Raw genomic sequence first — 23893 nt, 5'->3', positions numbered from 1 at the left:
TACTACGCCGCCGAACGCGGCCTGGTCGACGACGTCATCGACCCCGCCGAGACCCGCGAGGTCCTCATCAACTCCCTCGCGATGCTCGCCAACAAGCACGCCGATCTGCCGTCGCGCAAGCACGGCAACCCCCCGCAGTAACGGCGGGACCTGCCCGCGCCGCAGCAGCCCACAAGGAGAACGCCGCAGATGACACCGCCCGACATCAGAGTGGAAAAGGGGCACGCCGAGCCCGAGGAAGTCGCGGCCATCACCGCGATCCTGCTGGCCCGTGCCGCCGCCCGGCCCGCCGTCCCCGCCCGTCGCGGCCGTGACAAGGCCGGCTGGCGCCGCCTGGAGCGCACCCCCGGCTTCCGCGCCCCGCACAGCTGGCAGGGCTGACACCACCGCCTCGCCAAGGCCCCGTACCTCCCTCGGGAGGACGGGGCCTCACGTGTGCGCGGCCACGGAACCCCCGAGATGGGCGGCGGCCGACTCCGCGAGGGCCCGCACCGCCGGATGCCAGGGCCGGGCGCGCGGCCCGCTCAGGACCAGCCGGCGCGCGGCCCGCGGCTCCACCGGCAGCAGGACGAGGTCGGCCGGGACCAGCGCACCCGAGACCTCGGACAGGACGCTCACCCCCATCCCGGCCTGCACCATGCTGATCAGCGTGGCCAGGTCCCGCACCCGCCGCACCGGGCTCACCCGCGCCCCGGCCAGGCGGTACAGCTCCCGCACCCGCTCCTCGCAACCGCCCGGCGAGACGAGGAACGCGTCGTCCTCCAGATCGCGTACGTCCACGGCCGCCTCGCCCGCCAGCGGGTGATCGCGCGGGAGCAGCGCCCGGTAGCCGTCGTGGGCGAGCGGCACACCGGGCCCGGGCGGCGGATCGATCAGGACGGCGGCGTCGGCCGTGCCGTCCTCCAGCCAGGCCGCGATCTCCGCGCTCTCGCCCTCGAAGACCCGCACCGTGACCCTCGGCTGACCCATCCGCCAGTGCCGCACCAGGCGGGGCAGCAGGCCCCGGCAGACGGTCGGGGTCGCCGCGAGCCGCACGGTGCCCGTGAGCGCCCCGGTGACATCGGCCGCGACCGTCTCCAGGGACCGCACCGCCGATAGGGCGGCACGGGCGTACGGCAGGAGGCGCTCGCCGAGCACGGTGGCGCGCGCCGGGCTGGAGCGGATCAGCAGCGGGGCGGCCAGCTCGCGCTCCAGCGAGGCCACGGCATGGGACACCGCGGACTGGCTCATGCCGAGTTCATCGGCGGCGGCGCCGAAGCCGCCCGTGTCGACGACCGCGAGGAACGCCCTCAGCTGCGGAAGATTCACACTCATGCGGCGGCCTCATACGTCGATGAAGAACTGGCGTTGGCCCCGCGCCGACGGCCGGGGCGAAGCTCTCTTCGAAGAACGGACCCACCGATACCAAGGAGAGCCATGCCGCACATCAGGGCCACCGTCACCGACTCCGACCTGCCCGCCGACGCCCAGCGCGCCCTCGCCGAAGGACTGACCGACCTGGCCGTCTCCGCCCTCGGCAAGTCAAGGGCGCGCACGATCGTGCACCTCGACCTCGTCCCCACCGATCGGTACCACGTCGCCGGCAAACCCCTGACGGGCGCCGCCCGTGACGCCCATCTGGAGGTCAGCCTCACGGCGGGTACCAACAGCGCGGCGCAGAAGGCGGCCTTCATCGCCGCGGCCCACACCCTGCTCACCGAGCTGCTCGGCCCGCTCGCCCGTGGCGGTGTCGCCCTGCACGAGCTGGGCCCCGAGAGCTACGGCTATCGGGGCGTGACCCAGTTCGACCACTACCGGGGGGTGGGGGACGCTAGCGCAGTCGCGCCATGAGTGCGTGCTCGACCAGCGTGATCAGCGCGCTCTTCGCGTCCGCGCGGTGGCGCGCGTCGGTGGTGATGATGGGGGTGTCCGGGCCGATCTGCAGGGCTTCGCGGACTTCGTCGGGGGTGTACGGCTGGTGGCCGTCGAAGCCGTTGAGGGCGATGACGAAGGGCAGGCCGCTGTTCTCGAAGTAGTCGACGGCGGGGAAGCAGTCGGCGAGTCGCCTGGTGTCGACCAGGACGACGGCGCCGATGGCGCCACGGACGAGGTCGTCCCACATGAACCAGAAGCGGTCCTGTCCGGGCGTACCGAAGAGGTACAGGATCAGGTCCTGGTCCAGGGTGATGCGGCCGAAGTCCATGGCGACGGTGGTCGTCGTCTTGTCCCCGGTGTGGGTGAGGTCGTCGATGCCCGCGGACGCGGACGTCATGACGGCCTCGGTGCGCAGCGGGTTGATCTCAGAGACCGCCCCGACGAACGTGGTCTTGCCCACGCCGAAGCCGCCCGCCACCACGATTTTCGCGCTGGTGGTGGAGCGGGCTGTTGCTCCGCCGCTAGAGCTTGCGAAGTCCACTGAGCACCCTTTCGAGCAGTGTCACGTCTGGCTGGCCGCCGGCGGACTCGTCGCCGCCGGGCTGGTGGATGGCGACAAGTCCGGCCTCCGCCAGGTCGGCTACGAGGATCCGGGCGACGCCGAGGGGAATGGTGAGCAGTGCCGAGATCTCAGCGACTGACTTGATCTCGCGGCACAGGTTGCAGATCCGCTGATGCTCGGGCAACTGGCCCTGCAACTGGTGCGGCTGTGCGGTGGTGTGTACCAGCGCCTCGATGGCGAGCTGGTAACGCGGCCTGGTGCGGCCGCCCGTCATGGCGTACGGGCGCACCAGCGGGTTGTGCGCCGCCGCGGCGGGCGCCGGTTCGGGGGCGCGCCGCTGGGGCTGCACGGGCTGGATCCGGGGCGCGTGCCCCGGCGTGTTGCCCTGGTCGTAGGGGCGCGGACCGGGCTGCTGGGGCGGCGCGTACGGCTGGCGGCGGTGACTCGGCGCGGAGGGGAAGTTGTACCGGTTCGGCCCGCCGTCGTGCTGACCACCCTGGCCATGACCAGGGGTCCAGTTCGCCGATGACGAACTGTCTGGGGGTGTTGCCACGTTGCTTCCTCCTCCAACTGTGCCGGGCACCATCACTGTGGAGCCGCGTCCCGAAACCTTACGGGGCCGGGACGCGAAAACGCACCGTCTGTCTGTTAGTTGAGAAGGCTCCCCTGGAGCTCCGCGCGCAGGTCCGGCGTGAGGACGGTGCCCGCACGATCGACGAGAAGTGCCATTTCGTACCCGACGAGGCCGATGTCCGCATCCGGGTGGGCGAGAACGGCGAGCGAGGAACCGTCGGAAATGGACATGATGAAGAGAAATCCTCGCTCCATCTCCACAACGGTCTGGGTCACGGCGCCGCCCTCGAAGATCCGGGAGGCCCCGGCCGTGAGGGAGGTCAGACCCGAGGCGACGGCCGCGAGCTGGTCGGCGCGGTCACGGGGGAACCCTTCGGACATCGCCAGAAGGAGTCCGTCGGCGGAGACCACCACCGTGTGGGACACCCCTGGGGTGTTGTCCACGAAGTTGGTGATCAACCAGTTCAGGTTCTGCGCCGCCTGGCTCATCGGGCTCACACTAACGCTCCTGGTTGTAGGTGCTATCAGGGCTGAAGCCCTGGCCATTCGTGTCACTGCTGGTGTTGCGGCCCCGCTGGACGCCGCGGCGCAGGTTGCTCAGCCTGCCCCGTACTTCCTCGGGGTCGCGGGAGACCTGGGGGCCGCCCTGTGGGGTCTGTTCCGCGGTGCCCTCGACCAGATTGGCCTTGGGCACCCGCCGCGGGAGCCCGGACGAGGTGACCCCGCCCGCCTTCGGCTCCTTGAGGCGCTCGGCCCGCTGCCAGCGCTCGTCGTTGGACGAACGCAGGTCACGGCCGTTCTGCCCGCCGTGGCCGTCGTGCGCGGCGGGGGCGCTCCCGTTCCCGTTCGGGCCCGAGGGGCCGCGGCGGGGGAGACCCGCGTCGGTCACGTCGTGGACGGCGGACGGACCCGGCCCGGGCCGCTCGAAGCCTACGCTCTCGGCACCGGCCGCGGGGGCCTGAGCAGATTCCGCTTCCTGACCGTAATCCGGCTGGTACCCGTCACCGCTGGGCCAGTCGTCCTGGCCGGTCCGTTCCGGATAGGAGAGCTGGGGGTCCTGGTAACCGTCCTGCGCCGGGTAGTACCGCTCGTCGTACGCGGGTGCCTGCCGCTGGTCGCCGTAACCGCCCTCGACGTACTGGCCGTTGTCGTACTGCCCCTCGGCGTACGGCGCGTCGGTGTGCGGGGCGGCGGCGTACTGCTCACCGGCGTAGTCGTCGTTCCCGTACGCCGGCCTGCCCTGGTCGTACGAGGTCTGCTGCTCGTCGTACGCGGGCGCGTGCTGCGGCTCGTACGCGTCCTGCTGCTGGGCCGGCTGGGCCGGGTACGGCTGCTGGGCCTGGTGCGGCTGCTGCTGCGGCTCGACCTCGTCGCGGAAGAGCGGGCGGCCGCCGCCCGGCTGGTGGGCCTGCGCCTCCAGGGCCGCCCTGCGCTCCTCGCGCATCAGCGAGCGGCCGACCGGGTCGAGACCCTGCGGCTCGCCGCCGTCACCGTGGTAGCGGCTGTCGTCGAAGCCCAGCTCCGCGGCGGTGCGCTGCGGCTCGGCCGCCAGGACCTGCTGCTCGGGGATGATCGAGGAGACGGTGAACTCGGGGTCCTGCGCGTGCTCGCCACCGCCACCGTGCGTGATGCCGTCCGGCAGCATGACCAGCGAGGTCGTGCCCGCCTGCTCGCCCGAGGGGCGCAGCTGGACGCGGATGCCGTGCCGGTCGGCGAGGCGGCCGACCACGAACAGGCCCATGCGCTGCGAGATCGCGGCGTCCACGGTCGGCGGGTTGGCCAGCTTGTGGTTGATGTCCGCGAAGTCCTCGGCGGTGAGGCCGATGCCCTTGTCGTGGATCTCGACCATGACGCGGCCGTCGGGCAGCCGGGTCGCGGTGACGCGGACCTTGGTCTGCGGCGAGGAGAACGTGGTGGCGTTCTCGAGCAGCTCGGCCAGCAGGTGCACGAGGTCGGTCACGGCCAGGCCGTGGATCTCGGCCTCCGGCACACCCGCCAGCTCGATGCGCTCGTACTGCTCCACCTCGGAGGAGGCGGCGCGCAGCACGTCGACCAGCGGGACCGGCTGGTCCCAGCGGCGGCCCGGCTCCTCGCCGGAGAGGACCAGGAGGTTCTCGCCGTTGCGGCGCATGCGGGTCGCCAGGTGGTCCAGGCGGAAGAGGTTCTCCAGCTGGTCCGGGTCGGCCTCGTTGTTCTCCAGGTCGGTGATGAGGGTCAGCTGGCCCTCGATCAGCGACTGGTTGCGGCGCGAGAGGTTGGTGAAGATCGCGTTGATGTTGCCGCGGAGCAGGGCCTGCTCGGCGGCGAGCCGTACGGCCTCGCGGTGCACCTGGTCGAAGGCGCGGGCGACCTCGCCGATCTCGTCCGTGGTGGAGATCGGGATGGGCTGTACGCGGGTGTCCACGCGGCCCGGGTCGGTGCGCGAGAGCTGGTCGACCAGCATCGGCAGGCGCTGCTCGGCGATGCCGAAGGCGGCGGTGCGCAGCTGGCGCATGGCACGGGACATCTGGCGCGCCATCATCCCGGCCAGGATGAAGGCGGCGAGCAGCGCGAGCACCACGATGGCGCCGGTGATGTAGGCGTTGCGCTGCGCGGTGGCGGCGATGTCGGACGCCTCGTCCACGGCCTTGTCGGCGAGGTCCGACTCGATCGTGCGGTAGGCGTCGAACTTGGCGCTGGTGGTCGCCCACCAGGCCTGGCGCGTGATGCCCCGGCCGGCCAGCTCGACGCGGGTGCTCGGCTGCGTGCTCTCCATGGTGGCGAGAGCCGTGACCATCTGCTCCTGCGACGGCGGCGGGTCGGCCTGCTTCTCGGCGGCGGCCGTCAGCTCCTTCTTCGCCCGCTCCAGCTTCGCGACGTCCTCGGGGGTGCCACCACCGGTGTACTCCTCGATGGCGATGCGCTCCAGATAGGCGTACGAGGAGAGCGAGGTGCGCTGGAGCGTGAGCGAACCGGTGCCGGGACCCGGCTTGACCAGCAGGTGGGTGCCGAGGGACCGCTGGAGCGACAGCGCGGCCTTGGAGAGCGAGATCGCGTAGACGGTACGGCCGTAGCTGGTGATGTTGCCGGTGCCCAGACCGAGTTCGTTGGCGAACTCCATCAGGGGGTGCTGGATGGCGACGTAGCCCTCTTCGGTCTCGGCGCCGCTGAGCTTGGTGGTGTAGGCGGCCTGACGCAGCGGAACCAGCTTCGGCTCCACTTTGTGGAAGGCGTCGAGACGACGGTTGAGGCCTTCCTTGTCCGGCATCTTCTCCGTGGCGTCCTTGAACGCGGCGGCCGCCTTGTCGGTGGCCTTGCGGGCCCGCAGGACGGCCGGGTCGTTGCGCTTGCCGTTCAGCAGCGGGACGGCGGAGAGGTCGCGTTCCTCGATGAGGCGGTTGCCGTAGTCGAGGGAGGCCCGCACCAGACGGGCGGTGTTCTCGGCGTCCTGGGCCTCGTTCCAGGTGTCGATGGAGCCCTTCACCTGGAAGCCGCCCATGACCAGGCCGACGAGCACGGGTATGAGAAGGATGGCGTTCAGCTTGGTCGGCACGCGCCAGTTGCGGGGCGACATCCGGCCGCCGGAGGGAGCCGGGGGCTCGTTGCCGGGGGCGGCGCTCACGTCAACAGGGGACGCCGCTGTGCGCGGCGGCGGGGTGAAGTTGCCCCGCGCGTCCCCGGTGGGGGGTGCCGCGGGGCTCGTCTTGCTTCGCCTCACTCGACCAACAACCTCTCGGCGGCGGCACTCACTCTCGTGCCGCTGTCGTCTCCAAGGCCCGTGCTACTGGGCAGTTCAGCGCATTCCAGCACGTCAGGCGCCGCTCTTCCAAACAGTGGGATGCACAAGTCCCGAGTGGTGTAAGCCTCAGATAAATCGGTCATAAAGAGCGAGCCCCGCCAAAAGGCGGGGCTCTTGTGAGCACAGTGGCACCAGGCGACCGCGACGCGTGGCGGCCACCGGGCAATTCTCTGTCGAAACGTTATGAACACGGCGTCGGCCCGTGTCTAAGGACACAGGGCCCTCCGAACAGGCTACGACAACTGCCGTATACATCTGCCTACTTGAGACGTGCCATAAGTGCGTGCTCCACCAGCGTGATCAGGCCACTCTTTGCGTCTGCACGGTGTCGCGCGTCGGTGGTGATGATCGGCGTCCCGGGGCCGATCTGCAGTGCCTCGCGGACCTCGTCGGGGGTGTACGGCTGGTGGCCGTCGAAGCCGTTGAGGGCGATGACGAAAGGCAGGCCGCTGTTCTCGAAGTAGTCGACGGCGGGGAAGCAGTCGGCGAGTCGCCTGGTGTCGACCAGGACGACGGCGCCGATGGCACCGCGCACCAGGTCGTCCCACATGAACCAGAAGCGGTCCTGTCCGGGCGTACCGAAGAGGTACAGGATCAGGTCCTGGTCCAGGGTGATGCGGCCGAAGTCCATGGCCACCGTCGTGGTGGTCTTGTCCCCGGTGTGGGTGAGGTCGTCGATGCCCGCGGACGCGGACGTCATGACGGCCTCGGTGCGCAGCGGGTTGATCTCCGAGACGGCCCCGACGAACGTGGTCTTGCCCACGCCGAAGCCGCCCGCCACCACGATCTTGGCGGAGGTGGTGGAACGGCCGGAACCGGAGCCTGAACCGCCCGAGCCGTTAGAGCTTGCGAAGTCCACTGAGCACCCTTTCGAGCAGTGTCACGGCAGGCTGGCCGCCGGCGGACTCGTCGCCGCCGGGCTGGTGGATGGCGACGAGCCCGGCCTCGGCCAGGTCCGCCACCAGGATCCGGGCCACACCGAGCGGCATCGACAAGAGGGCCGAGACCTCGGCCACCGACTTGACCTCGCGGCACAGGTGGCAGATCCGCTGGTGCTCGGGAAGCATCCCCATCAGCTGGGCCGGGTCGGCCGTGGTGCTCACCAGCGCCTCTATGGCGAGCTGGTAGCGGGGCCGGGTCCGGCCGCCGGTCATCGCATACGGACGCACCAGCGGCTGGTCGCCCTCCATTCCGTACGAGGCGTCGCCGTACGGGTTGTGAGAGGCGGTGGGCGGGGTCATGGATCCTCCGGGCGGGACAGCAGGTCATCTGCGTGTGCCGTCTGACAGAGCCGGTGGGGGCATGTGGCGGCCGGACGGTTGGTCAGTACGTTCGGTCGGTGGGGCGGCCGAAGGGGCGGGGCGCGGCTGAGCCGGCTCCGCGCTAGTGGAGCAGGCTGCCCTGCAACTCGGCGCGCAGGTCCGGGGTGAGAACCGCCCCCGCGCGGTCGACGAGCAGCGCCATCTCGTACCCGACGAGGCCGATGTCGCACTCGGGGTGCGCCAGCACGGCCAGGGAGGAGCCGTCGGAGACCGACATGATGAAGAGGAACCCCCGCTCCATCTCCACCACGGTCTGGGTGACGGTGCCGCCCTCGAAGATCCGGGAGGCCCCGGCCGTGAGCGAGGTCAGCCCGGAGGCGACCGCGGCCAGCTGGTCGGCGCGGTCGCGCGGGAACCCCTCGGACATGGCCAGAAGGAGGCCGTCGGCGGAGACCACGACCGTGTGGGACACCCCTGGGGTGTTGTCCACGAAGTTGGTGATCAACCAGTTCAGATTCTGTGCCGCCTGGCTCATCGGACTCAACTAACGCTCCTGCTGGTGAGTGGGGCGAGGGAAACTGCCGGTCTGGCCGGTACCGGCCTGTCGACCCTGCTGAATGCCCCGACGGAGATTCGTCAGCCGGCCGCGTACGTCGTCGGGCGCACGCGAAACCTGCGGACCTGCGCTGTCCTGCTGCTGCTGGGCCGTGCCCGCGACCAGGTTGGCCCTCGGGACGCGACGCGGCAGTCCGGATGTGGTGACGCCGCCCGCGGTGGGCTGGCGGACGCGCTCGGCCTGGCGGCCCAGCTCGTCGTTGGGGGAGGAGCGCCAGCCGGCCGGGTTGCCGGGGTTCGCGCCGTTCTGGGTGTTCGCGTTGCCCGGCGTGCCGGGCGCGGCCTGGCGCGGGGACCGCGAGGGCAGCGGACGCTGCGGGCCGGGGCCCTGGGGCGCCTGCTCCGGAGCCTGCTGCTGCGCGGGCTCCGCGGCGCGGCCACCGTCCGGGCGGCCGTGCCGGGCCTGCTGCTGCTCCGGCTGACGGCTCTGCTGCTCGGCCTGGGCGCGCTGGTCCTGCTGCTGCTGGAACCAGTTGGTCTCCAGCGTGTCGTACAGCGGCGTACGGCCGTCACCGGGGCCGGCGGCGGGCAGCAGGTCCTCGGGCCGCGCGGACCCAGGCTGCGGCTCGGCGGCCTGCGGCTGGTGCGGCAGGCCCTGGTGCGGGTCGCCACCCTGACCGCGGCGCGGGGCGGGCGGACGCGGCACGGTGTAGTCGGGCATCTCCCGATTGCCGTGCTGCGCGGGGCCGCCTGCCTGGCCCTGCGGCCGGCGCGGCTGACCCTGCTGGCCCTGCTGCGGGTTCTGCTGGGGCTGCTGGTTCTGCGGTGCGCCCTGCTGGGCGTCGCCCTGGCCACCGAAGACGTCCGAGCGGACGAACTGGCCGGTGCCCTGGTCCTGCGGCGCGGGTGTGCCCGGGGGCGGCGCGTCGAAGTCGGGGCGGGGGAACTCCGCGGTGGAGCCCGGGCCCTGCCGGTCGTCGGGGGCCGCGGTGGGCTGCGTGAACTGGCCGGTGGACTCGTGCTCCTCGTGACCGCGCGGCGCGTCGAAGGGCTCGCGCGACTGCGGCCGCGCGTTCTCCTCGCTCCAGCTGGGCACGCGCGGCTGGGGGTTGCCCCCGGGCAGCTCGGCGCGGGGCCCGCCGCGGGGCGGCAGCTGAGGCCGGCGCCCCGGGTCACCGTCGGCCGGCGGGGGCATGGCGTTCGTACGCTGCTGGGGAACCGGAGGCTGCTGGGCACCGCCGCCACGGCCGCCCTGCGGCGCCTGCTGCTGGTGCCCCTGCGCCGGCTGGGGTCGCTGGGGAGCCTTACGGCCCTGCTGCGCCTGCTGGCCCTGAGGCATGGCCGGCGGACGCTGCTGGCCGGTGTCCCGGGCGGGCAGCGCGGCCCGCGGACCCGAACCGGCGACCTGCTGGCGCGGCGCCGAGGCGCCAGGCCTGCCCGCGCCACCGGGACCACCCGCGCCGGGACCACCGGGGCCGCCACCGAGCGCGGGACCACCGCGGCCGGGGCCACCGGCACCGCCGGGGCCGCTGCCGAGCGCGGGACCGCCGTTGCCGGCCCCGACCCCGCGGCGTGCGGCCGCGGCGCCGGCGGCGGCCTGAGCGGCCGCGGGACCACCGGACGGACCGGGCTTGCCGGGCATCTTCTTGCCGCCCTGGGCGACGTCGACGGGCAGCATGACCAGCGCGGTCGTGCCGCCGGAGTCGGAGGGGCGCAGCTGGATGCGGATGCCGTGGCGCTGCGAGAGGCGGCCGACCACGAACAGACCCATGCGGCGGGAGACGGAGACGTCCACGGTGGGCGGCGAGGCGAGCCGCTCGTTGATCGCGGCGAGGTCCTCGGGGGAGAGGCCGATGCCGGTGTCGTGGATCTCGATCAGGACGCGCCCGTCGGGCAGCGCGTGACCGGTGACCTTGACCTTGGTCTGCGGCGAGGAGAACGAGGTGGCGTTCTCCAGCAGCTCGGCGAGCAGGTGCACGAGGTCGTTGACGACGCGGCCGGCGACCTCGGTGGCGGGCACGGCGGACAGTTCGATCCGCTCGTACTGCTCCACCTCGGACGCGGCGGCGCGCAGCACGTCGACGAGCGGCACGGGCCGGGTCCAGCGCCGGCCGGGCTCCTCACCGGCGAGCACGAGGAGGTTCTCGCCGTTACGGCGCATGCGGGTCGCGAGGTGGTCGAGCTTGAAGAGCGAGGAGAGCTGGTCGGGGTCGGCCTCGCGGGACTCCAGCTCCGAGATGAGCGAGAGCTGGCGCTGGATGAGGCCCTGCGAGCGGCGCGAGAGGTTGGTGAACATCGCGTTGACGTTGCCCCGCAGAAGGGCCTGCTCGGCGGCGAGGCGGACGGCCTCGCGGTGCACGTCGTCGAAGGCCGCGGCCACCTGGCCGATTTCGTCCCGGGAGTGCACACCGACGGACTCCACGGAGGTGTCGACGTCCTGCGGGTCGGACTCCGAGAGCTGCTTGACCAGCTCGGGCAGGCGGTCCTGGGCGACCTTGGTCGCGGTGTCCTGGAGCCGGCGCAGCGAGCGGATCATGGACCGGGCGACGACGAAGGCGCCGACGAGGGAGACGCCGAGCACGAGCAGGATCAGCGCACCGTTGAGGATGGCCGACTGCTCCGACTCGTTGCGCAGCTCGCGGGCCTTCTGCTCCATCTCGCCGAGCAGCGTCAGCTCGATCTTGGACATCGCGTCGATCTTGGTGGCGTCGTTGTCGACCCAGTCCTTGTACGACTTCTTGTCCTGGAGTTTGATGCCGCCCTCCTGTTCGAGGACGCGCTTGGCGTACTCGTCGGAGGACTTGATCGAGGAGTTGCCGCCGTCGATGGGCTTGGTCAGGTCCCCGGCGTTGCCCGCGTAGATCTTGCTGAACGTCTGGAGCTGCGAGCGCTCCTTCTCGTTGGCGCTGAGGCCGAAGGTGCGGTCGGTCTCGTTGAGCTTGCCGTACTCGGAGTCGTTCGCGGGCAGGGCGGCGGCGATGATCGCCCGCTGCACCGAGGCGTACTCCTTGGCCGAGGAGAAGGCGGCCAGGGCGCGGGTGCGCTGGATCATGTCCGGGTTGCTGGTCGCCTGGGCCATGTCCTGCGAGAGCGCGAGCAGCTGCTCGACGAGCTGGCTGTAGGCCTCGACGGTCTGCGACGTCGAGGTGCCCTTCTTGTAGGCGTCCTTGCGGACCTTGTTGATCTGCTGGAGCTGCTGGGTGATCTGGACCGCGCTGTGCCGGACGCCGAGCAGACCCTTCTCGCCGTCCGAGTCGTTCAGGTCCTGGGTGCCCTGGAGGAAGTTGCGGTAGATCCGGTCGGTCTTGGCGCGCGCGCCCTTGACCGTGTAGTCCGAGGCCGTCCCGCCGTGCGCGAGGGGTCCCGCGGACTTGTCGCGCTCCTCCTGGAGCGCCGCGGCCAGCGCCGTGGCCTGCTTGGTCATGTCGGTGAGCAGCTTCATGTTGTCGAGCTGCTGGATCTCGTCCATGGACGAGTTGATGCGGAGCGCGCCGAGCGAGGTCGCGGTGATCACGGGGAGCGCGAGCAGCGACACCAGGCGGGTGGAGATGCGCCAGTTGCGCAGCGCTATTCGTGAGCCGGGGCCGGGGGGAGTCTTGGCGTCGGACGCACCCTTGGCCTTGCCCTTGGCCGGGGCGGCCGTCGGGCCCGTGCCCGTCACACCCTGGCGCGCGGCGCCGGCCGTGTCGCCGGGCGCGCCCGGTCCCGGGTTCTGGGCGTGCTGGGGCGAGGAGCCGCGGTCGCCGCCGCGCTCCGGCTCCGCCGAGGCATCCCCTCGGCCGCGACCGGCCTGGGGAGACCCCTTGCCATCCCTCTTGAAACGTCCCTGCACTAGCGTCGCAACCTCTGGACCAGGCGTCCTGCCGCTTGACGGCGGGACGGTGTCGGCGTCGTGGGGCGTCAGGCGCCCCATGGGTGGTCGTTGAGTGACCGGCGCTGCTCCCCCTTCCCGCCGCCACTCGGCGCTGCGTTGCGCCTCTGCGCGCCGGTTCGATCCCGCGGCGGTCCCGGGAATTCCAGCACAGTGCCGGATCTCCAACAAGGCCCGCGTGTCGGCCCCCCAGTCGGGTGACACCGCGTGAGGGGAGGGTCACGAGACGTAGAAAGTGATTCGGGTGAAAACGGGCGCATCCCCGCAAAGGTGCTACCGGGAGGGGGTGTCCCAGTCTTCATGATCAGGAGCGGAATGGTGCCTTCAGTGGCGCAATGTCCGTTTCCAAGTGCCGTACGGGGGGCCTGGTTTGACCCTTTTGCCCACTCATTCGTGAGCAAACTCACATGAAGATCATGGCCTCTTCCGGACTTTCGCCGGGAATTGGATGTTTAGCCTGACGCTTTACAGGGATGGCGAGACCGACAAGCCCGCGTCCGTCAGACGACGCCTCAACCGACAAGGTCCGAACAGCAGATGAAGACTGTGAAGTCCACCATGTTCCGCAACATAGCCAACCCGCGCCGCACCACTCTCGCGCACCTGAAGGATGCCGACGACGTCCAGCGCGCGGCCGAGCTCCCGGAGCACGCCGTCGACCTGCCCACCCAGACCGCCAACCCCAAGCGCACGATCCTCATGGAGGCCCCCGAAGTCTTCACCCCGTCCGGCGCCTGACGACTCCAGCCGGAGCCAGAGTCAGAGCCAGAGCGTTCCAGCCCGTCCGGCGTTTGAGGACGAGCCGCGAAGCGGCGACAGACCGAGGCGAAGACGGGGGCCGCGGCAGACACACCCGTAAGCAGGCCGCAGGCCCCCGCGTTAGCCTGGGGTGTCACACCGCAACCACCTCAAGAGGCAAGAGCGTGCGCATCGCCAGGTTCTCCATCGACGGCAATGTCGGCTACGGCGCGGTCGAGGGGGAGAGCGCCCCCGGCAAAGAGGGCGGGCTCGTCCTCGACATCATCAAGGGCATCCCGTACGCCGACTTCGAGCTGTCCGGCACCAAGGTCCCGCTGAGCAAGGTCCGCCTGCTGCCGCCGGTGCTCCCCAACAAGATCGTGGCCTTCGGCCGCAACTACGCGGAGCACGCGGCGGAGCTCGGCAACGAGACGCCGGACGTCCCCTTCGCCTTCCTCAAGCCGTCCACCTCGCTCGTCGGCTCCGGGGACGCCATCACGTACCCCTCGTTCTCCGAGGAGCTGCACCACGAGGCCGAGCTGGCCGTGGTCATCGGCCGCATGTGCCGCGAGGTCCCGCGCGAGCGGGTCAAGGACGTGATCTTCGGCTACACCTGCGCGAACGACGTCACCGCGCGCGACGTGCAGCGCCGCGAGAAGCAGTGGGCCCGCGCCAAGGGCTTCGACAGCTCCTGCCCGCTGGGCCCCTGGGTGGAGACGGAGCTGGACCTGGCGGCCGCGAACGACCTCACCATCCAGTGCACGGTCAACGGCCAGCAGCGCCAGCTCGGCCGCACCAGCGAGATGACCCACTCCATCGAGGACCTGATCGTCAACATCTCCGAGGCCATGACGCTGCTCCCCGGCGACGTCATCCTCACGGGCACCCCGGCCGGCGTCGGGCCCCTCAACGTCGGCGACGAGGTCGCCGTCACCATCGAAGGCATCGGCACTCTCACCAACAAGGTGATCAAGCGTGGCTAACGCGACCCCCGTACGCGTACGGTTCTGTCCCTCCCCGACCGGCAACCCCCACGTGGGCCTGGTCCGCACCGCCCTGTTCAACTGGGCCTACGCCCGGCACAACGAGGGCACCCTGGTCTTCCGCATCGAGGACACCGACGCGGCGCGCGACTCCGAGGAGTCCTACGCGCAGCTCCTGGACTCGATGCGCTGGCTCGGCCTCGACTGGGACGAGGGCCCCGAGATCGGCGGCCCGCACGCGCCGTACCGCCAGTCGCAGCGCATGGACATCTACCGGGACGTGGCGGCCAAGCTCCTCGACGGCGGCTACGCCTACCCCTGCTACTGCACCACCGAGGAGCTGGACGCCCGCCGCGAGGCCGCCCGCGCCGCCGGCAAGCCGTCCGGCTACGACGGCCTGTGCCGCGCCCTCACCGACGAGCAGAAGCAGGCGTACGAGGCCGAGGGCCGCAGCCACATCGTCCGCTTCAAGATGCCGGACGAGGCGACCACCTTCACCGACCTGGTGCGCGGCGAGATCACCGTCCAGCCGGAGAACGTCACCGACTACGGCATCGTCCGTGCCAACGGCGCCCCGCTGTACACGCTGGTCAACCCGGTCGACGACGCGCTGATGGAGATCACCCACGTCCTGCGCGGCGAGGACCTGCTCTCCTCCACGCCCCGCCAGATCGCCCTCTACAAGGCGCTGATCGAGCTGGGCATCGCCAAGACGATCCCCGAGTTCGGCCACCTCCCGTACGTCATGGGCGAGGGCAACAAGAAGCTCTCCAAGCGCGACCCGCAGGCGTCCCTCAACATCTACCGCGAGCGCGGCTTCCTACCCGAGGGCCTGCTGAACTACCTCTCCCTCCTGGGCTGGTCGTTCTCCGCGGACCAGGACCTCTTCTCGATGTCCGACATGGTGGCGCGGTTCGACGTCGCGGACGTGAACCCGAACCCGGCCCGCTTCGACCTGAAGAAGGCCGAGGCGATCAACGCCGACCACATCCGCATGCTGGACGTGAAGGCGTTCGCGGAGGCATGCGAGCCCTGGCTGAGGGCCCCGCACGCCAACTGGGCGCCCGAGGACTTCGACGAGGCCGCCTGGCAGGCCATCGCACCGCACGCGCAGACCCGCCTGAAGGTCCTCTCCGAGATCACGGACAACGTCGACTTCCTGTTCCTGCCGGAACCGGTCTTCGACGAGGCCAGCTGGACCAAGGCCATGAAGGAGGGCTCCGACGCCCTGCTGCGCACGGCCCGCGCCAAGCTGGAGGCGGCCGACTGGAGCTCTCCGGAGTCCCTCAAGGAGGCCGTCCTGGCCGCCGGCGAGGAGCACGGCCTCAAGCTCGGCAAGGCGCAGGCCCCGGTCCGCGTCGCCGTCACCGGCCGCACGATCGGCCTGCCCCTCTTCGAGTCCCTGGAGATCCTGGGCAAGGACAAGGCGCTCGCCCGCATCGACGCGGCGCTGGCGAAGCTGACCGCCTGATCAGCGGATACGCGCACGAAGGGCCCGGAAGCCGAGACGGCTCCCGGGCCCTTCGCATACCGTCGATGCCATGCCCGCCAAAGCCGTGCCCGTCAAAGCCGTGGTCTGGGACATCGACGACACGATCTTCGACTACGCGAGCGCCGACACGACCGGCATGCACGCGCACCTCACCGCCGAAGGCCTCTTGGAGCGGCATGAGTCCGCCGAGCGCGCCCTGGAGCGCTGGCGGCTGCTCACCGAGCGGCACTGGGCCCGCTTCGGCGCGGGAGGCATCACCTTCGAGGCGCAGCGCCGCGACCGCGTACGCGACTTCCTGGACGCCCCCGGTTTGAGCGACGCCGACGCCGACGCGTGGTTCCACCGTTACGTCGGTCACTACGAGTCGGCCTGGTCCCTCTTCCCGGACACGATCCCCGCCCTGGACGCCCTCGCCGGCGGCTACCGCCACGCGGTCCTGTCCAACTCCGCCCTGGCCGTCCAGGACCGCAAGCTGCGCCTCCTCGGCGTGCGCGACCGCTTCGAGGCCGTCCTGTGCGCCGCCGACCTCGGAGTCTCCAAACCGGCCGCCGAGGCCTTCCTCGCGGCCTGTACGGCGCTGGGGCTGGCCCCCGCCGAGATCGCCTACGTGGGCGACCAGCCGGAGATCGACGCCCGGGGCGCCCGGGACGCGGGCCTGGTCGCCGTCTGGCTCGACCGCGACGGCACGAGGGGACAGGGCCCCACCGGCGTGCACCGCATCAGGGACCTCTCCGAGCTGCCCGCTCTGCTGCGCGCCGATACCCGTTTTGGAGCGCCGTCCACCTTCGGGTAATGTTCTTCCTGCGCCGCCCGAGAGGGCCGAAAGGTCCGGCCGGGAAGCGCACATCAAAACAAAGTCCCCCCAGGGGGTTGCGTTTTGATGGCCTATGGTGTAATTGGCAGCACGACGGTTTCTGGTTCCGTTAGTCTAGGTTCGAGTCCTGGTAGGCCAGCTCGCAGAGCTCATCTGCAAAATGTGGATCATGTCCACGAAGCCCCCGTTGTGTAGCGGCCTAGCACGCTGCCCTCTCAAGGCAGTAGCGCCGGTTCGAATCCGGTCGGGGGTACAGATCCTTCCCACGGGGACAGATCGGGTCGCACCCACTGTCGCTGATGCAGGATCGCTAGGGCCCCCGTTGTGTAGCGGCCTAGCACGCCGCCCTCTCAAGGCGGTAGCGCCGGTTCGAATCCGGTCGGGGGTACTGAAGGTCACGGACTCAGGTCTAGACCACATTGGGCTATGGTGTAATTGGCAGCACGACGGTTTCTGGTTCCGTTAGTTTAGGTTCGAGTCCTGGTAGCCCAGCTGGATCAAGTGAAGAGCAAGATCCTTGCCCCCGTTGTGTAGCGGCCTAGCACGCCGCCCTCTCAAGGCGGTAGCGCCGGTTCGAATCCGGTCGGGGGTACAGAAAAGACGAGAGGCCTTCCCGCTGGGAGGGCCTCTTCGTCATTCCCGCCCGTCCCGCCGCGTGTAGCGACGGTTCGACTCCTCGCCGTGCGCGAGCCGGCGCAGGGCGAGCAGCACCGGCTCGTACAGCACCGTGAGCGCCACCGCCGCCTCCAGCTGCTCGTCGGGTGACTCGTACCGCTCCAGCAAGTCCAGGTCCGCGACGGCCAGTTGGTGCCCCGAGCGGGCATAGGGCGCCAAGTCCTCGACCGCGCACGGGTATCCGAGCCGCGCCAGGCTGGCGACCGCCGTCACGAGCATCCGGTGCGCGGGCGATTCGTCCCCGTAGGCGCGGGCCACCTCCCAGCCGAGACGGGCGAGCAGCGCGTCCACCGTGCGCCGCGCCGCGTCCTCGGCCGACTGGTCCTGGGTGCCTTCCGGGCCGTGCGGCAGGGCCCAAACCGCCGTGCCCAGACGGGAGTTGTGGTCCAGCTCCTCGTCCTCCAGGGCGGCGAGGACCTCGCGCGCCGAGGAGATCGGCACCCGGCCCACCTGGATCAGCGCCCGCACGAGCCGCAGCCGCCGCAGATGCGTCTCGTCGTACTCGGCCTGCGTCGCCGTCACCCGGCGACCCGCCGGCAGCAACCCCTCGCGCAAGTAGTACTTGATCGTGGCCGTGGGAACCCCGCTGCGCCGGCTCAACTCCGCCAGTCTCATCGGTTCGCGCCTCCTCTTGTGCACCCCTCCTTGCGGTCCACTTTGGAGAGTGGCACTATCCAATCATGGATAGCAGGACTATCCAATGTGCGGCCAGGGCTCTACCAAGGGGGACCGTCATGAGCGACAAGCCGATCGAAGGGCGCATGACCGCGGAGGCGACGGGGGAGGTGGTCGTCTTCCACATCGGGATGCGCGTCAACAGCTTCCTCGCCGTACGCAGTTGGTGGCCCGTCTTCCTGGCCATGCCGCGGATGCTCAAGGAACTGTCGAAGGACCCGGGGAGCGGGATGCTGGGCTTCCGGCTGCTGTACGGCGGCCCGCGCCTGCTGTACGTGGTGCAGTACTGGGAGTCGAGCGAGAAGCTGCTCGCCTACTCGGCGGCGCGGGACAAGGCCCACCGGCCCGCCTGGGCGGCCTTCAACCGGCGCATCCGGGAAGGCAGGGGCAAGGTCGGCTTCTGGCACGAGACGTATGTCGTGCCGGCCGGCGCGCACGAGGCGATCTACCTCAACATGCCGGCGTTCGGGCTGGCGAAGGCCACCGGTGTGGTCCCGGTGGGGCGCCGCGGGGACCGGGCGGCCGACCGCCTCGGGACGGCCTGAGGGGACAGCCAGAGGGGACGGCCCGAGAGCGTGGGCGCGAGGGCGCCCGCGCAGAAAGGAGCGCTCGACTGGGCCGCCGCGGCGTTGAGGCGGCCCCTTCGAGCGCTCGGGGTGACGCTGCGTGTCAGCCGGTGCGGCGCAGGGCCTCGGAGAGCCGCCCGGCCGCGTCGATGACCGCCTGGGCGTGCATGCGGCCCGGGTGGCGGGTCAGGCGCTCGATCGGCCCGGAGACCGACACGGCCGCGACCACGCGGTTCGAGGGGCCCCGCACGGGCGCGGAGACGGAGGCGACGCCCGGCTCCCGCTCGCCGATCGACTGGGCCCAGCCCCGGCGCCGCACACCCGAGAGGGCCGTCGCCGTGAAGCGGGCGCCCTGGAGGCCGCGGTGCAGGCGCTCCGGCTCCTCCCAGGCCATCAGGATCTGCGCGGAGGAGCCCGCCTTCATGGTGAGCGTGGAGCCGACCGGGACGGTGTCCCGCAGACCCGAGAGGCGCTCCGCCGCCGCGACGCAGATGCGCATGTCGCCCTGGCGGCGGTAGAGCTGCGCGCTCTCGCCGGTGACGTCGCGCAGGTGCGTGAGGACCGGGCCCGCCGTGGCGAGCAGACGGTCCTCGCCGGCCGCCGCCGCGAGCTCCGCGAGGCGCGGGCCGAGGATGAAACGGCCCTGCATGTCCCGCGCCACCATCCGGTGGTGTTCCAGTGCCACGGCCAGCCGGTGGGCCGTGGGTCGTGCGAGCCCGGTGGCCGCGACCAACCCCGCGAGGGTGGCCGGACCGGACTCCAGGGCGCTCAAGACGAGAGCCGCCTTGTCGAGAACGCCGACGCCGCTAGAGTTGTCCATGCGTCGATACTCGCGTCTCACTCTGTGAAACGCAAGTTCAAATTTCCGTGGAACGCGCCACTCTGTACGAGCGATCCGCGGACCAACGGATTTCGCGGCCGACGTACGGCACGAGGGGTACGGGCGTCGGCGAACAGATTCTCTAGTTGGGCCGGCGAAGCGGCCGGTCGGAGGGAAAGCGATGGGTAGGACACTCGCGGAGAAGGTCTGGGACGACCACGTCGTCCGGCGCGCCGAGGGCGAGCCCGACCTCCTCTACATCGATCTGCACCTGCTGCACGAGGTGACCAGCCCCCAGGCCTTCGACGGCCTCCGCCAGGCCGGCCGCCAGGTGCGGCGGCTCGACCTCACCATCGCGACCGAGGATCACAACACCCCGACCCTCGACATCGACAAGCCCATCGCCGACCCCGTCTCGCGGGCCCAGCTGGAGACGCTGCGCAAGAACTGCGCCGACTTCGGCGTACGCCTGCACCCGCTGGGCGACGTCGAGCAGGGCGTCGTCCACGTGGTGGGACCGCAGCTGGGCCTCACGCAGCCGGGCACCACCGTGGTCTGCGGCGACTCCCACACCTCCACGCACGGCGCCTTCGGGGCGCTGGCCTTCGGAATCGGCACCTCGCAGGTCGAGCACGTCCTGGCCACCCAGACGCTGCCGATGGCCCGCCCCAAGACCATGGCCATCACCGTCGAGGGCGAACTGCCCGAGGACGTCACGGCCAAGGACCTGATCCTCGCCGTCATCGCGAAGATCGGCACCGGCGGCGGCCAGGGCTACGTCCTGGAGTACCGCGGCCCGGCCATCGAGAAGCTCTCGATGGAGGCCCGCATGACCATTTGCAACATGTCCATCGAGGCGGGCGCCCGCGCCGGCATGATCGCCCCGGACCGGACCACCTTCGACTACATCCAGGGCCGCCCCCACGCCCCCGAGGGCGCGGACTGGGACGCCGCGGTGGCGTACTGGCAGACCCTGAAGACGGACGAGGACGCGGTCTTCGACGCCGAGGTCCGCATCGACGCCGCCTCGCTGGCGCCGTTCGTCACCTGGGGCACCAACCCCGGCCAGGGAGCACCGCTTTCGTCGCACGTCCCCGACCCGGCTTCGTACGAAGACGCTTCGGAGCGCAACGCCGCCGAAAAGGCCCTGGAGTACATGGGGTTGACCGCGGGGCAGCCGCTGCGCGACATCAAGGTCGACACCGTCTTCGTAGGTTCGTGCACCAACGGCCGCATCGAGGACCTGCGCGCGGCCGCCTCCATCGTCGAGGGCCGCAAAGTCGCCGACGGCGTACGGATGCTGGTCGTGCCCGGCTCGGTGCGGGTCTCCCTGCAAGCCGTCGCGGAGGGCCTGGACAAGGTCTTCACCGCCGCCGGCGCCGAATGGCGGCACGCGGGCTGCTCGATGTGCCTGGGCATGAACCCCGACCAACTGGCCCCCGGCGAGCGTTCGGCGTCCACGTCCAACCGCAACTTCGAGGGCAGGCAGGGCAAGGGCGGCCGCACCCATCTGGTCTCCCCGCAGGTCGCCGCCGCCACCGCGGTCACCGGCCATCTGGCCTCGCCCGCCGATCTGTCCGACGCCCCCGTGACCGCCGGAGTCTGAGAACCATGGAAGCATTCACCACGCACACCGGCCGGGCCGTCCCGCTGCGCCGCAGCAACGTCGACACCGACCAGATCATCCCCGCCCACTGGCTGAAGAAGGTCACCAGGGACGGCTTCGAGGACGGCCTCTTCGAGGCCTGGCGCAAGGACCCGGAGTTCGTGCTCAACAAGCCCGAGCGCCAGGGCGCCACCGTCCTGGTCGCCGGACCCGACTTCGGCACCGGCTCCTCCCGTGAGCACGCCGTGTGGGCGCTGCAGAACTTCGGCTTCAAAACCGTCGTCTCCTCCCGCTTCGCCGACATCTTCCGGGGCAACTCGCTGAAGAACGGCCTGCTCACCGTGGTACTCGACCAGCAGGTCGTGGACGCGCTGTGGGAGCTGACGGAGAAGGACCCGCAGGCCGAGGTCACCGTCGACCTGCGGGACCGCCAGGTCCGGGCCGAGGGCATCACCGCCGACTTCGAACTCGACGAGAACGCCCGCTGGCGGCTGCTGAACGGCCTGGACGACATCAGCATCACGCTGCGGAACGAGCCGGACATCGCCGCCTACGAGACCAAGCGGCCCTCGTACAAGCCGCGGACCACCCGGGTCTGACCCCCGCGCGGCACCCCGCGGAGCCCTGATGTACCCCCAATCGTGGACGGTTGGGGGTACATCTGTGTCTGCCCCCGGGAAGGGCCCCGATGGCCTGAACGGGTGGAGTCAACTCCCGTGATTCGGCCGGAAGAAGAGGCCGGAAATCCCCTTGTACTCGGCTGGAGCGGGTACCCTCATGAAGGCGCCGGACGGCGGTAGTTACCCCCTGCGGAGGCGACAACTCGCCCCAGATGGCACAATCGGTGCATGGGACGCGACAGCCAACTCGAGCTCTACGGGCTCGTCGCGGACCAACTGAAGGAAGCGCACTCCCGAGTGCGCGCACTGCAAGTCCCGGAGGGCGTACGGATGGCGCTGACCCGGAAGCTGCTGGTCATTACGGCCGCGGCCAAACACGATCTCGCCGGTGCGGCAAGGCGTCTGGAGCGTTTGATGGCTTCCCTCGACGAAGCGGACGAGGGCCGATTCCCCGAAGACACCTGAGTGTCGAGCCTCAACGGGCCTTCGCGGAACTCCGAGATGGGCCAGTTCGTTGCGGCACAAGGGTGATTAGCCCGTTTCGTGTTTGATTTGCGGTATATATCTGCCTAACGTGCGAAAAAGCCGGAGTATTTCGCTCCCGGCAATGTCTCCGAAGGGGAAGACGTGAACAAGGCGCAGCTCGTAGAAGCGATTGCCGACAAGGTGGGGGGCCGTCAGCAGGCCGCCGACGCCGTGGACGCGGTCCTGGACGCCATCGTCCGTGCCGTGGTCGGCGGTGACCGCGTTTCGGTCACCGGCTTCGGCTCGTTCGAGAAGGTCGACCGCCCGGCCCGCTACGCCCGCAACCCGCAGACGGGGGAGCGCGTGCGGGTCAAGAAGACCTCGGTCCCGCGTTTCCGCGCCGGTCAGGGCTTCAAGGACCTGGTGAGCGGCTCCAAGAAGCTCCCGAAGAACGATGTCGCGGTCAAGAAGGCGCCCAAGGGCAGCCTGACCGGCGGCGCTTCCGCGACGGTCAAGAAGGCGGCCGCCAAGAAGGCCACCACCGCCAAGAAGGCCACGGCGAAGAAGACCACCGCCAAGAAGGCCACCCCGGCGGCGAAGAAGACCACGGCGACCGCCAAGAAGGCCACGGCGACGGCGAAGAAGACCACCGCCAAGAAGGCCACGGCGACGCCCGCGGCGAAGAAGACCACGGCGACGGCCAAGAAGACCACCGCCAAGAAGGCCACGCCCGCCGCCAAGAAGGCCGCCACGGCGAAGAAGACCGCGCCCGCCGCCAAGAAGGCCGCCACGGCGAAGAAGACCGCGCCCGCCAAGAAGGCGACCACGCGCAAGACGACCGCCAAGAAGGCCACCGCCCGCAAGAAGTAAGAGCGGGCACAAGGGCACTCACGCGCCGGGCCGGACTCCCACGGGGGAGCCCGGCCCGCGTCGTGTGTCCCAGTCGTGTGTCCCAAGGGGCGGCCCCGCCCCGGCCGGCTCCAGGTGCCTCAGAAGGTCTGGAGCGTCACCAGGGTGATGCGGCGCGCCTCGCCCTCGCCCTCGACCTCGATCCGCACCCGCTGCCCCGGCCGCAGCAGCCGCAGCCCGCCCGCGTCGAACGCGGGGGCCGCGAAGGGCACCGGCGTGCCGTCGTCGAGCAGCACGCTGCCGCTGCGGGTCTCGGAGTCGTATGTGTACGCGGTCGCCTGCATGGCAGCAGCGTACTCAGTCCGCGATGAGCAGTCGGGCGGCGGCCGCGGAAGTGCGCGGTCCCACGCCCAGCGCGAGCGCGGCCCGCAGGTCCTCGCCGGTGTCCACGTCCTGGCGCACGGAATCGACGTCGGCGAGCGTCAGTTCCACGGCTCCGGACGCCGTGTGCCGCGCGCGCGACGCCGTGCCGAATGCGGGGCGCAATTCCATGCCGGCCACGGCGGCCAGCAGTGTCGTCCCGATTCCGGCGGCATCCGGCAGGAATGCCCGGGGAAATTGGCCGGCCCGGTCCAGAACCCGACCCAATTCCATGGGGCGCAGCGCGGGCAGATCGGCGTTCAAAGCGGCGACGGGTGCTTCGGGCCGTTCGGCGCGCACGGATGCGGCGCCGTGCCGCAGCGCGGCGTTCAGACCGTTTCCGGGCTCATCGGCGATGATTCGGGCCCCCAGTGCCGACAGCTCGCGGCGCGCGAGGGCGTCATCCGTGACGACCGCCACATCCCGTACCGCGGGGCAGGCCACCGCGGCGGCCACGGTGTCCTGCGCGAACGCCAGGGCGAGGCCGGGGCGCAGACCGTCGCCGGCGGTGGCGGCGAGCCTGCTCTTGGCGCGCGCCAGCGGCTTCAGGGGTATGACCAGGGTCCACTGCACGGGCGCTCCGTCCTTGTCGTCGCGCCCATTGTGACCCGCTCGCCGCGGGGGGTGGCGGCGGACGGGTGGGCGTACGGTGTTCTCGACAGACCGGCAGCCTGGGGTGACACTTGTGCGGCCGCCCAGGTTCATGGAGGAAAGG

General features: G+C 70.8%; 25 protein-coding genes and 5 tRNA genes. 17 read left to right on the top strand and 13 right to left on the bottom strand.

Annotation, left to right across the window (positions count from 1 at the left end; translation table 11 throughout):
- A partial coding sequence (locus tag ACZ5GP_RS31985) for a carboxyl transferase domain-containing protein (RefSeq protein WP_361083424.1) occupies positions 1-141 on the top strand: 141 nt, incomplete at its 5' end.
- Positions 142-189: 48 nt separating this feature from the next.
- On the top strand, positions 190-381 hold the full coding sequence (locus ACZ5GP_RS31980; protein WP_468754169.1) for an acyl-CoA carboxylase subunit epsilon: 192 nt from the start codon (positions 190-192) through the stop codon (positions 379-381).
- Between the two features lie 48 nt (positions 382-429).
- On the opposite strand, the gene ACZ5GP_RS31975 is transcribed toward ACZ5GP_RS31980, so the two are convergent.
- On the bottom strand, positions 430-1314 hold the full coding sequence (locus ACZ5GP_RS31975; RefSeq protein ID WP_468754168.1) for a LysR family transcriptional regulator: 885 nt from the start codon (positions 1312-1314) through the stop codon (positions 430-432).
- Positions 1315-1416: 102 nt separating this feature from the next.
- Here ACZ5GP_RS31975 and ACZ5GP_RS31970 point away from each other — a divergent pair, with 102 nt between their 5' ends.
- Positions 1417-1830: a tautomerase family protein gene (locus tag ACZ5GP_RS31970; protein WP_468754167.1), complete on the top strand. Its 414-nt coding sequence runs from the start codon at positions 1417-1419 to the stop codon at positions 1828-1830.
- Here the strand turns inward: ACZ5GP_RS31970 and ACZ5GP_RS31965 are convergent.
- The 8 genes from ACZ5GP_RS31965 to ACZ5GP_RS31930 form a co-directional block, all read right to left on the bottom strand.
- Positions 1811-2395, bottom strand: a complete 585-nt coding sequence (locus tag ACZ5GP_RS31965) for a GTP-binding protein (protein WP_030361923.1) — start codon at positions 2393-2395, stop codon at positions 1811-1813. The two genes, ACZ5GP_RS31970 and ACZ5GP_RS31965, sit on opposite strands and share 20 nt — an antisense overlap.
- Complete coding sequence (locus ACZ5GP_RS31960; protein ID WP_468754166.1) at positions 2376-2969, bottom strand: DUF742 domain-containing protein; 594 nt, start codon at positions 2967-2969, stop codon at positions 2376-2378. The genes ACZ5GP_RS31965 and ACZ5GP_RS31960 overlap by 20 nt, the downstream gene beginning before the upstream one ends.
- 95 nt (positions 2970-3064) lie before the next feature.
- Positions 3065-3478 carry a roadblock/LC7 domain-containing protein gene (locus ACZ5GP_RS31955; protein WP_062779227.1) on the bottom strand — a complete coding sequence of 138 codons (414 nt, stop codon included), beginning with the start codon at positions 3476-3478 and terminating at the stop codon, positions 3065-3067.
- A gap of 10 nt (positions 3479-3488) precedes the next feature.
- Positions 3489-6686: a nitrate- and nitrite sensing domain-containing protein gene (locus tag ACZ5GP_RS31950; protein ID WP_468754165.1), complete on the bottom strand. Its 3198-nt coding sequence runs from the start codon at positions 6684-6686 to the stop codon at positions 3489-3491.
- A 340-nt stretch (positions 6687-7026) separates the two neighbouring features.
- Positions 7027-7626: a GTP-binding protein gene (locus ACZ5GP_RS31945; RefSeq protein WP_125515316.1), complete on the bottom strand. Its 600-nt coding sequence runs from the start codon at positions 7624-7626 to the stop codon at positions 7027-7029.
- Entirely contained in the window at positions 7607-8008 is a 402-nt protein-coding gene (locus ACZ5GP_RS31940; protein WP_358589646.1) for a DUF742 domain-containing protein, read from the bottom strand. Before ACZ5GP_RS31940 ends, ACZ5GP_RS31945 begins: the two co-directional genes overlap by 20 nt.
- A 142-nt stretch (positions 8009-8150) precedes the next feature.
- Entirely contained in the window at positions 8151-8564 is a 414-nt protein-coding gene (locus ACZ5GP_RS31935; RefSeq protein WP_030787430.1) for a roadblock/LC7 domain-containing protein, read from the bottom strand.
- A 9-nt stretch (positions 8565-8573) separates the two neighbouring features.
- A complete protein-coding gene (locus ACZ5GP_RS31930) occupies positions 8574-12416 on the bottom strand; it encodes a sensor histidine kinase (RefSeq protein WP_468754164.1) in 3843 nt (1280 codons plus the stop codon).
- A 576-nt stretch (positions 12417-12992) separates the two neighbouring features.
- Here ACZ5GP_RS31930 and ACZ5GP_RS31925 point away from each other — a divergent pair.
- The 9 genes from ACZ5GP_RS31925 (at position 12993) to ACZ5GP_RS31885 (ending at position 17074) form a co-directional block, all read left to right on the top strand.
- Complete coding sequence (locus tag ACZ5GP_RS31925; RefSeq protein ID WP_468754163.1) at positions 12993-13193, top strand: hypothetical protein; 201 nt, start codon at positions 12993-12995, stop codon at positions 13191-13193.
- 185 nt (positions 13194-13378) lie between these two features.
- Entirely contained in the window at positions 13379-14176 is a 798-nt protein-coding gene (locus tag ACZ5GP_RS31920) for a fumarylacetoacetate hydrolase family protein (protein ID WP_468754162.1), read from the top strand.
- Positions 14169-15647, top strand: a complete 1479-nt coding sequence (gltX, locus tag ACZ5GP_RS31915; RefSeq protein ID WP_468754161.1) for a glutamate--tRNA ligase — start codon at positions 14169-14171, stop codon at positions 15645-15647. Before ACZ5GP_RS31920 ends, gltX begins: the two co-directional genes overlap by 8 nt.
- Positions 15648-15732: 85 nt before the next feature.
- Positions 15733-16461: an HAD family hydrolase gene (locus ACZ5GP_RS31910; protein WP_468754174.1), complete on the top strand. Its 729-nt coding sequence runs from the start codon at positions 15733-15735 to the stop codon at positions 16459-16461.
- Between the two features lie 88 nt (positions 16462-16549).
- Positions 16550-16621, top strand: a tRNA-Gln gene (locus ACZ5GP_RS31905).
- Positions 16622-16662: 41 nt separating this feature from the next.
- A tRNA-Glu gene (locus ACZ5GP_RS31900) sits at positions 16663-16735 on the top strand.
- A 62-nt stretch (positions 16736-16797) separates the two neighbouring features.
- Positions 16798-16870, top strand: a tRNA-Glu gene (locus tag ACZ5GP_RS31895).
- Between the two features lie 32 nt (positions 16871-16902).
- Positions 16903-16974: transfer RNA gene (locus ACZ5GP_RS31890), tRNA-Gln, on the top strand.
- Between the two features lie 27 nt (positions 16975-17001).
- Positions 17002-17074 (top strand) — tRNA-Glu (locus ACZ5GP_RS31885).
- A 41-nt stretch (positions 17075-17115) separates the two neighbouring features.
- On the opposite strand, the gene ACZ5GP_RS31880 is transcribed toward ACZ5GP_RS31885, so the two are convergent.
- Positions 17116-17772: a MerR family transcriptional regulator gene (locus tag ACZ5GP_RS31880; protein WP_468754160.1), complete on the bottom strand. Its 657-nt coding sequence runs from the start codon at positions 17770-17772 to the stop codon at positions 17116-17118.
- Positions 17773-17891: 119 nt separating this feature from the next.
- Between ACZ5GP_RS31880 and ACZ5GP_RS31875 the strand changes: the two genes are divergently transcribed.
- Positions 17892-18377, top strand: a complete 486-nt coding sequence (locus tag ACZ5GP_RS31875) for a DUF4188 domain-containing protein (protein WP_468754159.1) — start codon at positions 17892-17894, stop codon at positions 18375-18377.
- A gap of 124 nt (positions 18378-18501) precedes the next feature.
- Here the strand turns inward: ACZ5GP_RS31875 and ndgR are convergent, their stop codons facing one another.
- Positions 18502-19218 carry an IclR family transcriptional regulator NdgR gene (gene ndgR / locus ACZ5GP_RS31870; protein WP_010984119.1) on the bottom strand — a complete coding sequence of 239 codons (717 nt, stop codon included), beginning with the start codon at positions 19216-19218 and terminating at the stop codon, positions 18502-18504.
- Positions 19219-19399: 181 nt separating this feature from the next.
- Between ndgR and leuC the strand changes: the two genes are divergently transcribed.
- The 4 genes from leuC to ACZ5GP_RS31850 all read left to right on the top strand — a co-directional run bounded on the left by leuC (position 19400) and on the right by ACZ5GP_RS31850 (position 22779).
- A complete protein-coding gene (leuC, locus tag ACZ5GP_RS31865) occupies positions 19400-20824 on the top strand; it encodes a 3-isopropylmalate dehydratase large subunit (protein ID WP_468754158.1) in 1425 nt (474 codons plus the stop codon).
- Positions 20825-20829: 5 nt separating this feature from the next.
- Positions 20830-21423 (top strand): 3-isopropylmalate dehydratase small subunit, encoded by a 594-nt coding sequence (gene leuD, locus ACZ5GP_RS31860; protein WP_468754157.1) that lies wholly within the window; start codon positions 20830-20832, stop codon positions 21421-21423.
- A 249-nt stretch (positions 21424-21672) separates the two neighbouring features.
- Positions 21673-21909: an SCO5555 family protein gene (locus ACZ5GP_RS31855; protein ID WP_468754156.1), complete on the top strand. Its 237-nt coding sequence runs from the start codon at positions 21673-21675 to the stop codon at positions 21907-21909.
- Between the two features lie 162 nt (positions 21910-22071).
- Positions 22072-22779, top strand: coding sequence for an HU family DNA-binding protein (locus ACZ5GP_RS31850; RefSeq protein ID WP_358587905.1), 708 nt, complete (start codon positions 22072-22074; stop codon positions 22777-22779).
- 119 nt (positions 22780-22898) lie between these two features.
- On the opposite strand, the gene ACZ5GP_RS31845 is transcribed toward ACZ5GP_RS31850, so the two are convergent.
- Both ACZ5GP_RS31845 and cofC read right to left on the bottom strand, forming a co-directional pair.
- On the bottom strand, positions 22899-23102 hold the full coding sequence (locus ACZ5GP_RS31845; RefSeq protein ID WP_468754155.1) for a hypothetical protein: 204 nt from the start codon (positions 23100-23102) through the stop codon (positions 22899-22901).
- Between the two features lie 13 nt (positions 23103-23115).
- Complete coding sequence (cofC, locus tag ACZ5GP_RS31840; RefSeq protein ID WP_468754154.1) at positions 23116-23751, bottom strand: 2-phospho-L-lactate guanylyltransferase; 636 nt, start codon at positions 23749-23751, stop codon at positions 23116-23118.
- Between the last annotated feature and the right edge of the window lie 142 nt (positions 23752-23893).

The sequence above is a fragment of the Streptomyces sp. NPDC031466 genome (assembly GCF_055581265.1).
Note: the sequence above shows the minus strand (reverse complement) of the source record. Positions and strands in the feature narration are given on the sequence as shown.

Excerpts from the sequence above, each read along its gene's own strand:
- ACZ5GP_RS31975 (WP_468754168.1), bottom strand. The coding sequence starts at position 1,314 with ATGAGTGTGAATCTTCCGCAGCTGAGGGCGTTCCTCGCGGTCGTCGAC.
- ACZ5GP_RS31940 (WP_358589646.1), bottom strand. The coding sequence starts at position 8,008 with ATGACCCCGCCCACCGCCTCTCACAACCCGTACGGCGACGCCTCGTAC.
- ACZ5GP_RS31935 (WP_030787430.1), bottom strand. The coding sequence starts at position 8,564 with ATGAGCCAGGCGGCACAGAATCTGAACTGGTTGATCACCAACTTCGTG.
- ACZ5GP_RS31970 (WP_468754167.1), top strand. The coding sequence starts at position 1,417 with ATGCCGCACATCAGGGCCACCGTCACCGACTCCGACCTGCCCGCCGAC.
- ACZ5GP_RS31880 (WP_468754160.1), bottom strand. The coding sequence starts at position 17,772 with ATGAGACTGGCGGAGTTGAGCCGGCGCAGCGGGGTTCCCACGGCCACG.
- leuD (WP_468754157.1), top strand. The coding sequence starts at position 20,830 with ATGGAAGCATTCACCACGCACACCGGCCGGGCCGTCCCGCTGCGCCGC.
- ACZ5GP_RS31980 (WP_468754169.1), top strand. The coding sequence starts at position 190 with ATGACACCGCCCGACATCAGAGTGGAAAAGGGGCACGCCGAGCCCGAG.
- ACZ5GP_RS31925 (WP_468754163.1), top strand. The coding sequence starts at position 12,993 with ATGAAGACTGTGAAGTCCACCATGTTCCGCAACATAGCCAACCCGCGC.
- leuC (WP_468754158.1), top strand. The coding sequence starts at position 19,400 with ATGGGTAGGACACTCGCGGAGAAGGTCTGGGACGACCACGTCGTCCGG.
- ACZ5GP_RS31955 (WP_062779227.1), bottom strand. The coding sequence starts at position 3,478 with ATGAGCCAGGCGGCGCAGAACCTGAACTGGTTGATCACCAACTTCGTG.
- ACZ5GP_RS31855 (WP_468754156.1), top strand. The coding sequence starts at position 21,673 with ATGGGACGCGACAGCCAACTCGAGCTCTACGGGCTCGTCGCGGACCAA.
- ACZ5GP_RS31845 (WP_468754155.1), bottom strand. The coding sequence starts at position 23,102 with ATGCAGGCGACCGCGTACACATACGACTCCGAGACCCGCAGCGGCAGC.
- ACZ5GP_RS31875 (WP_468754159.1), top strand. The coding sequence starts at position 17,892 with ATGAGCGACAAGCCGATCGAAGGGCGCATGACCGCGGAGGCGACGGGG.
- ndgR (WP_010984119.1), bottom strand. The coding sequence starts at position 19,218 with ATGGACAACTCTAGCGGCGTCGGCGTTCTCGACAAGGCGGCTCTCGTC.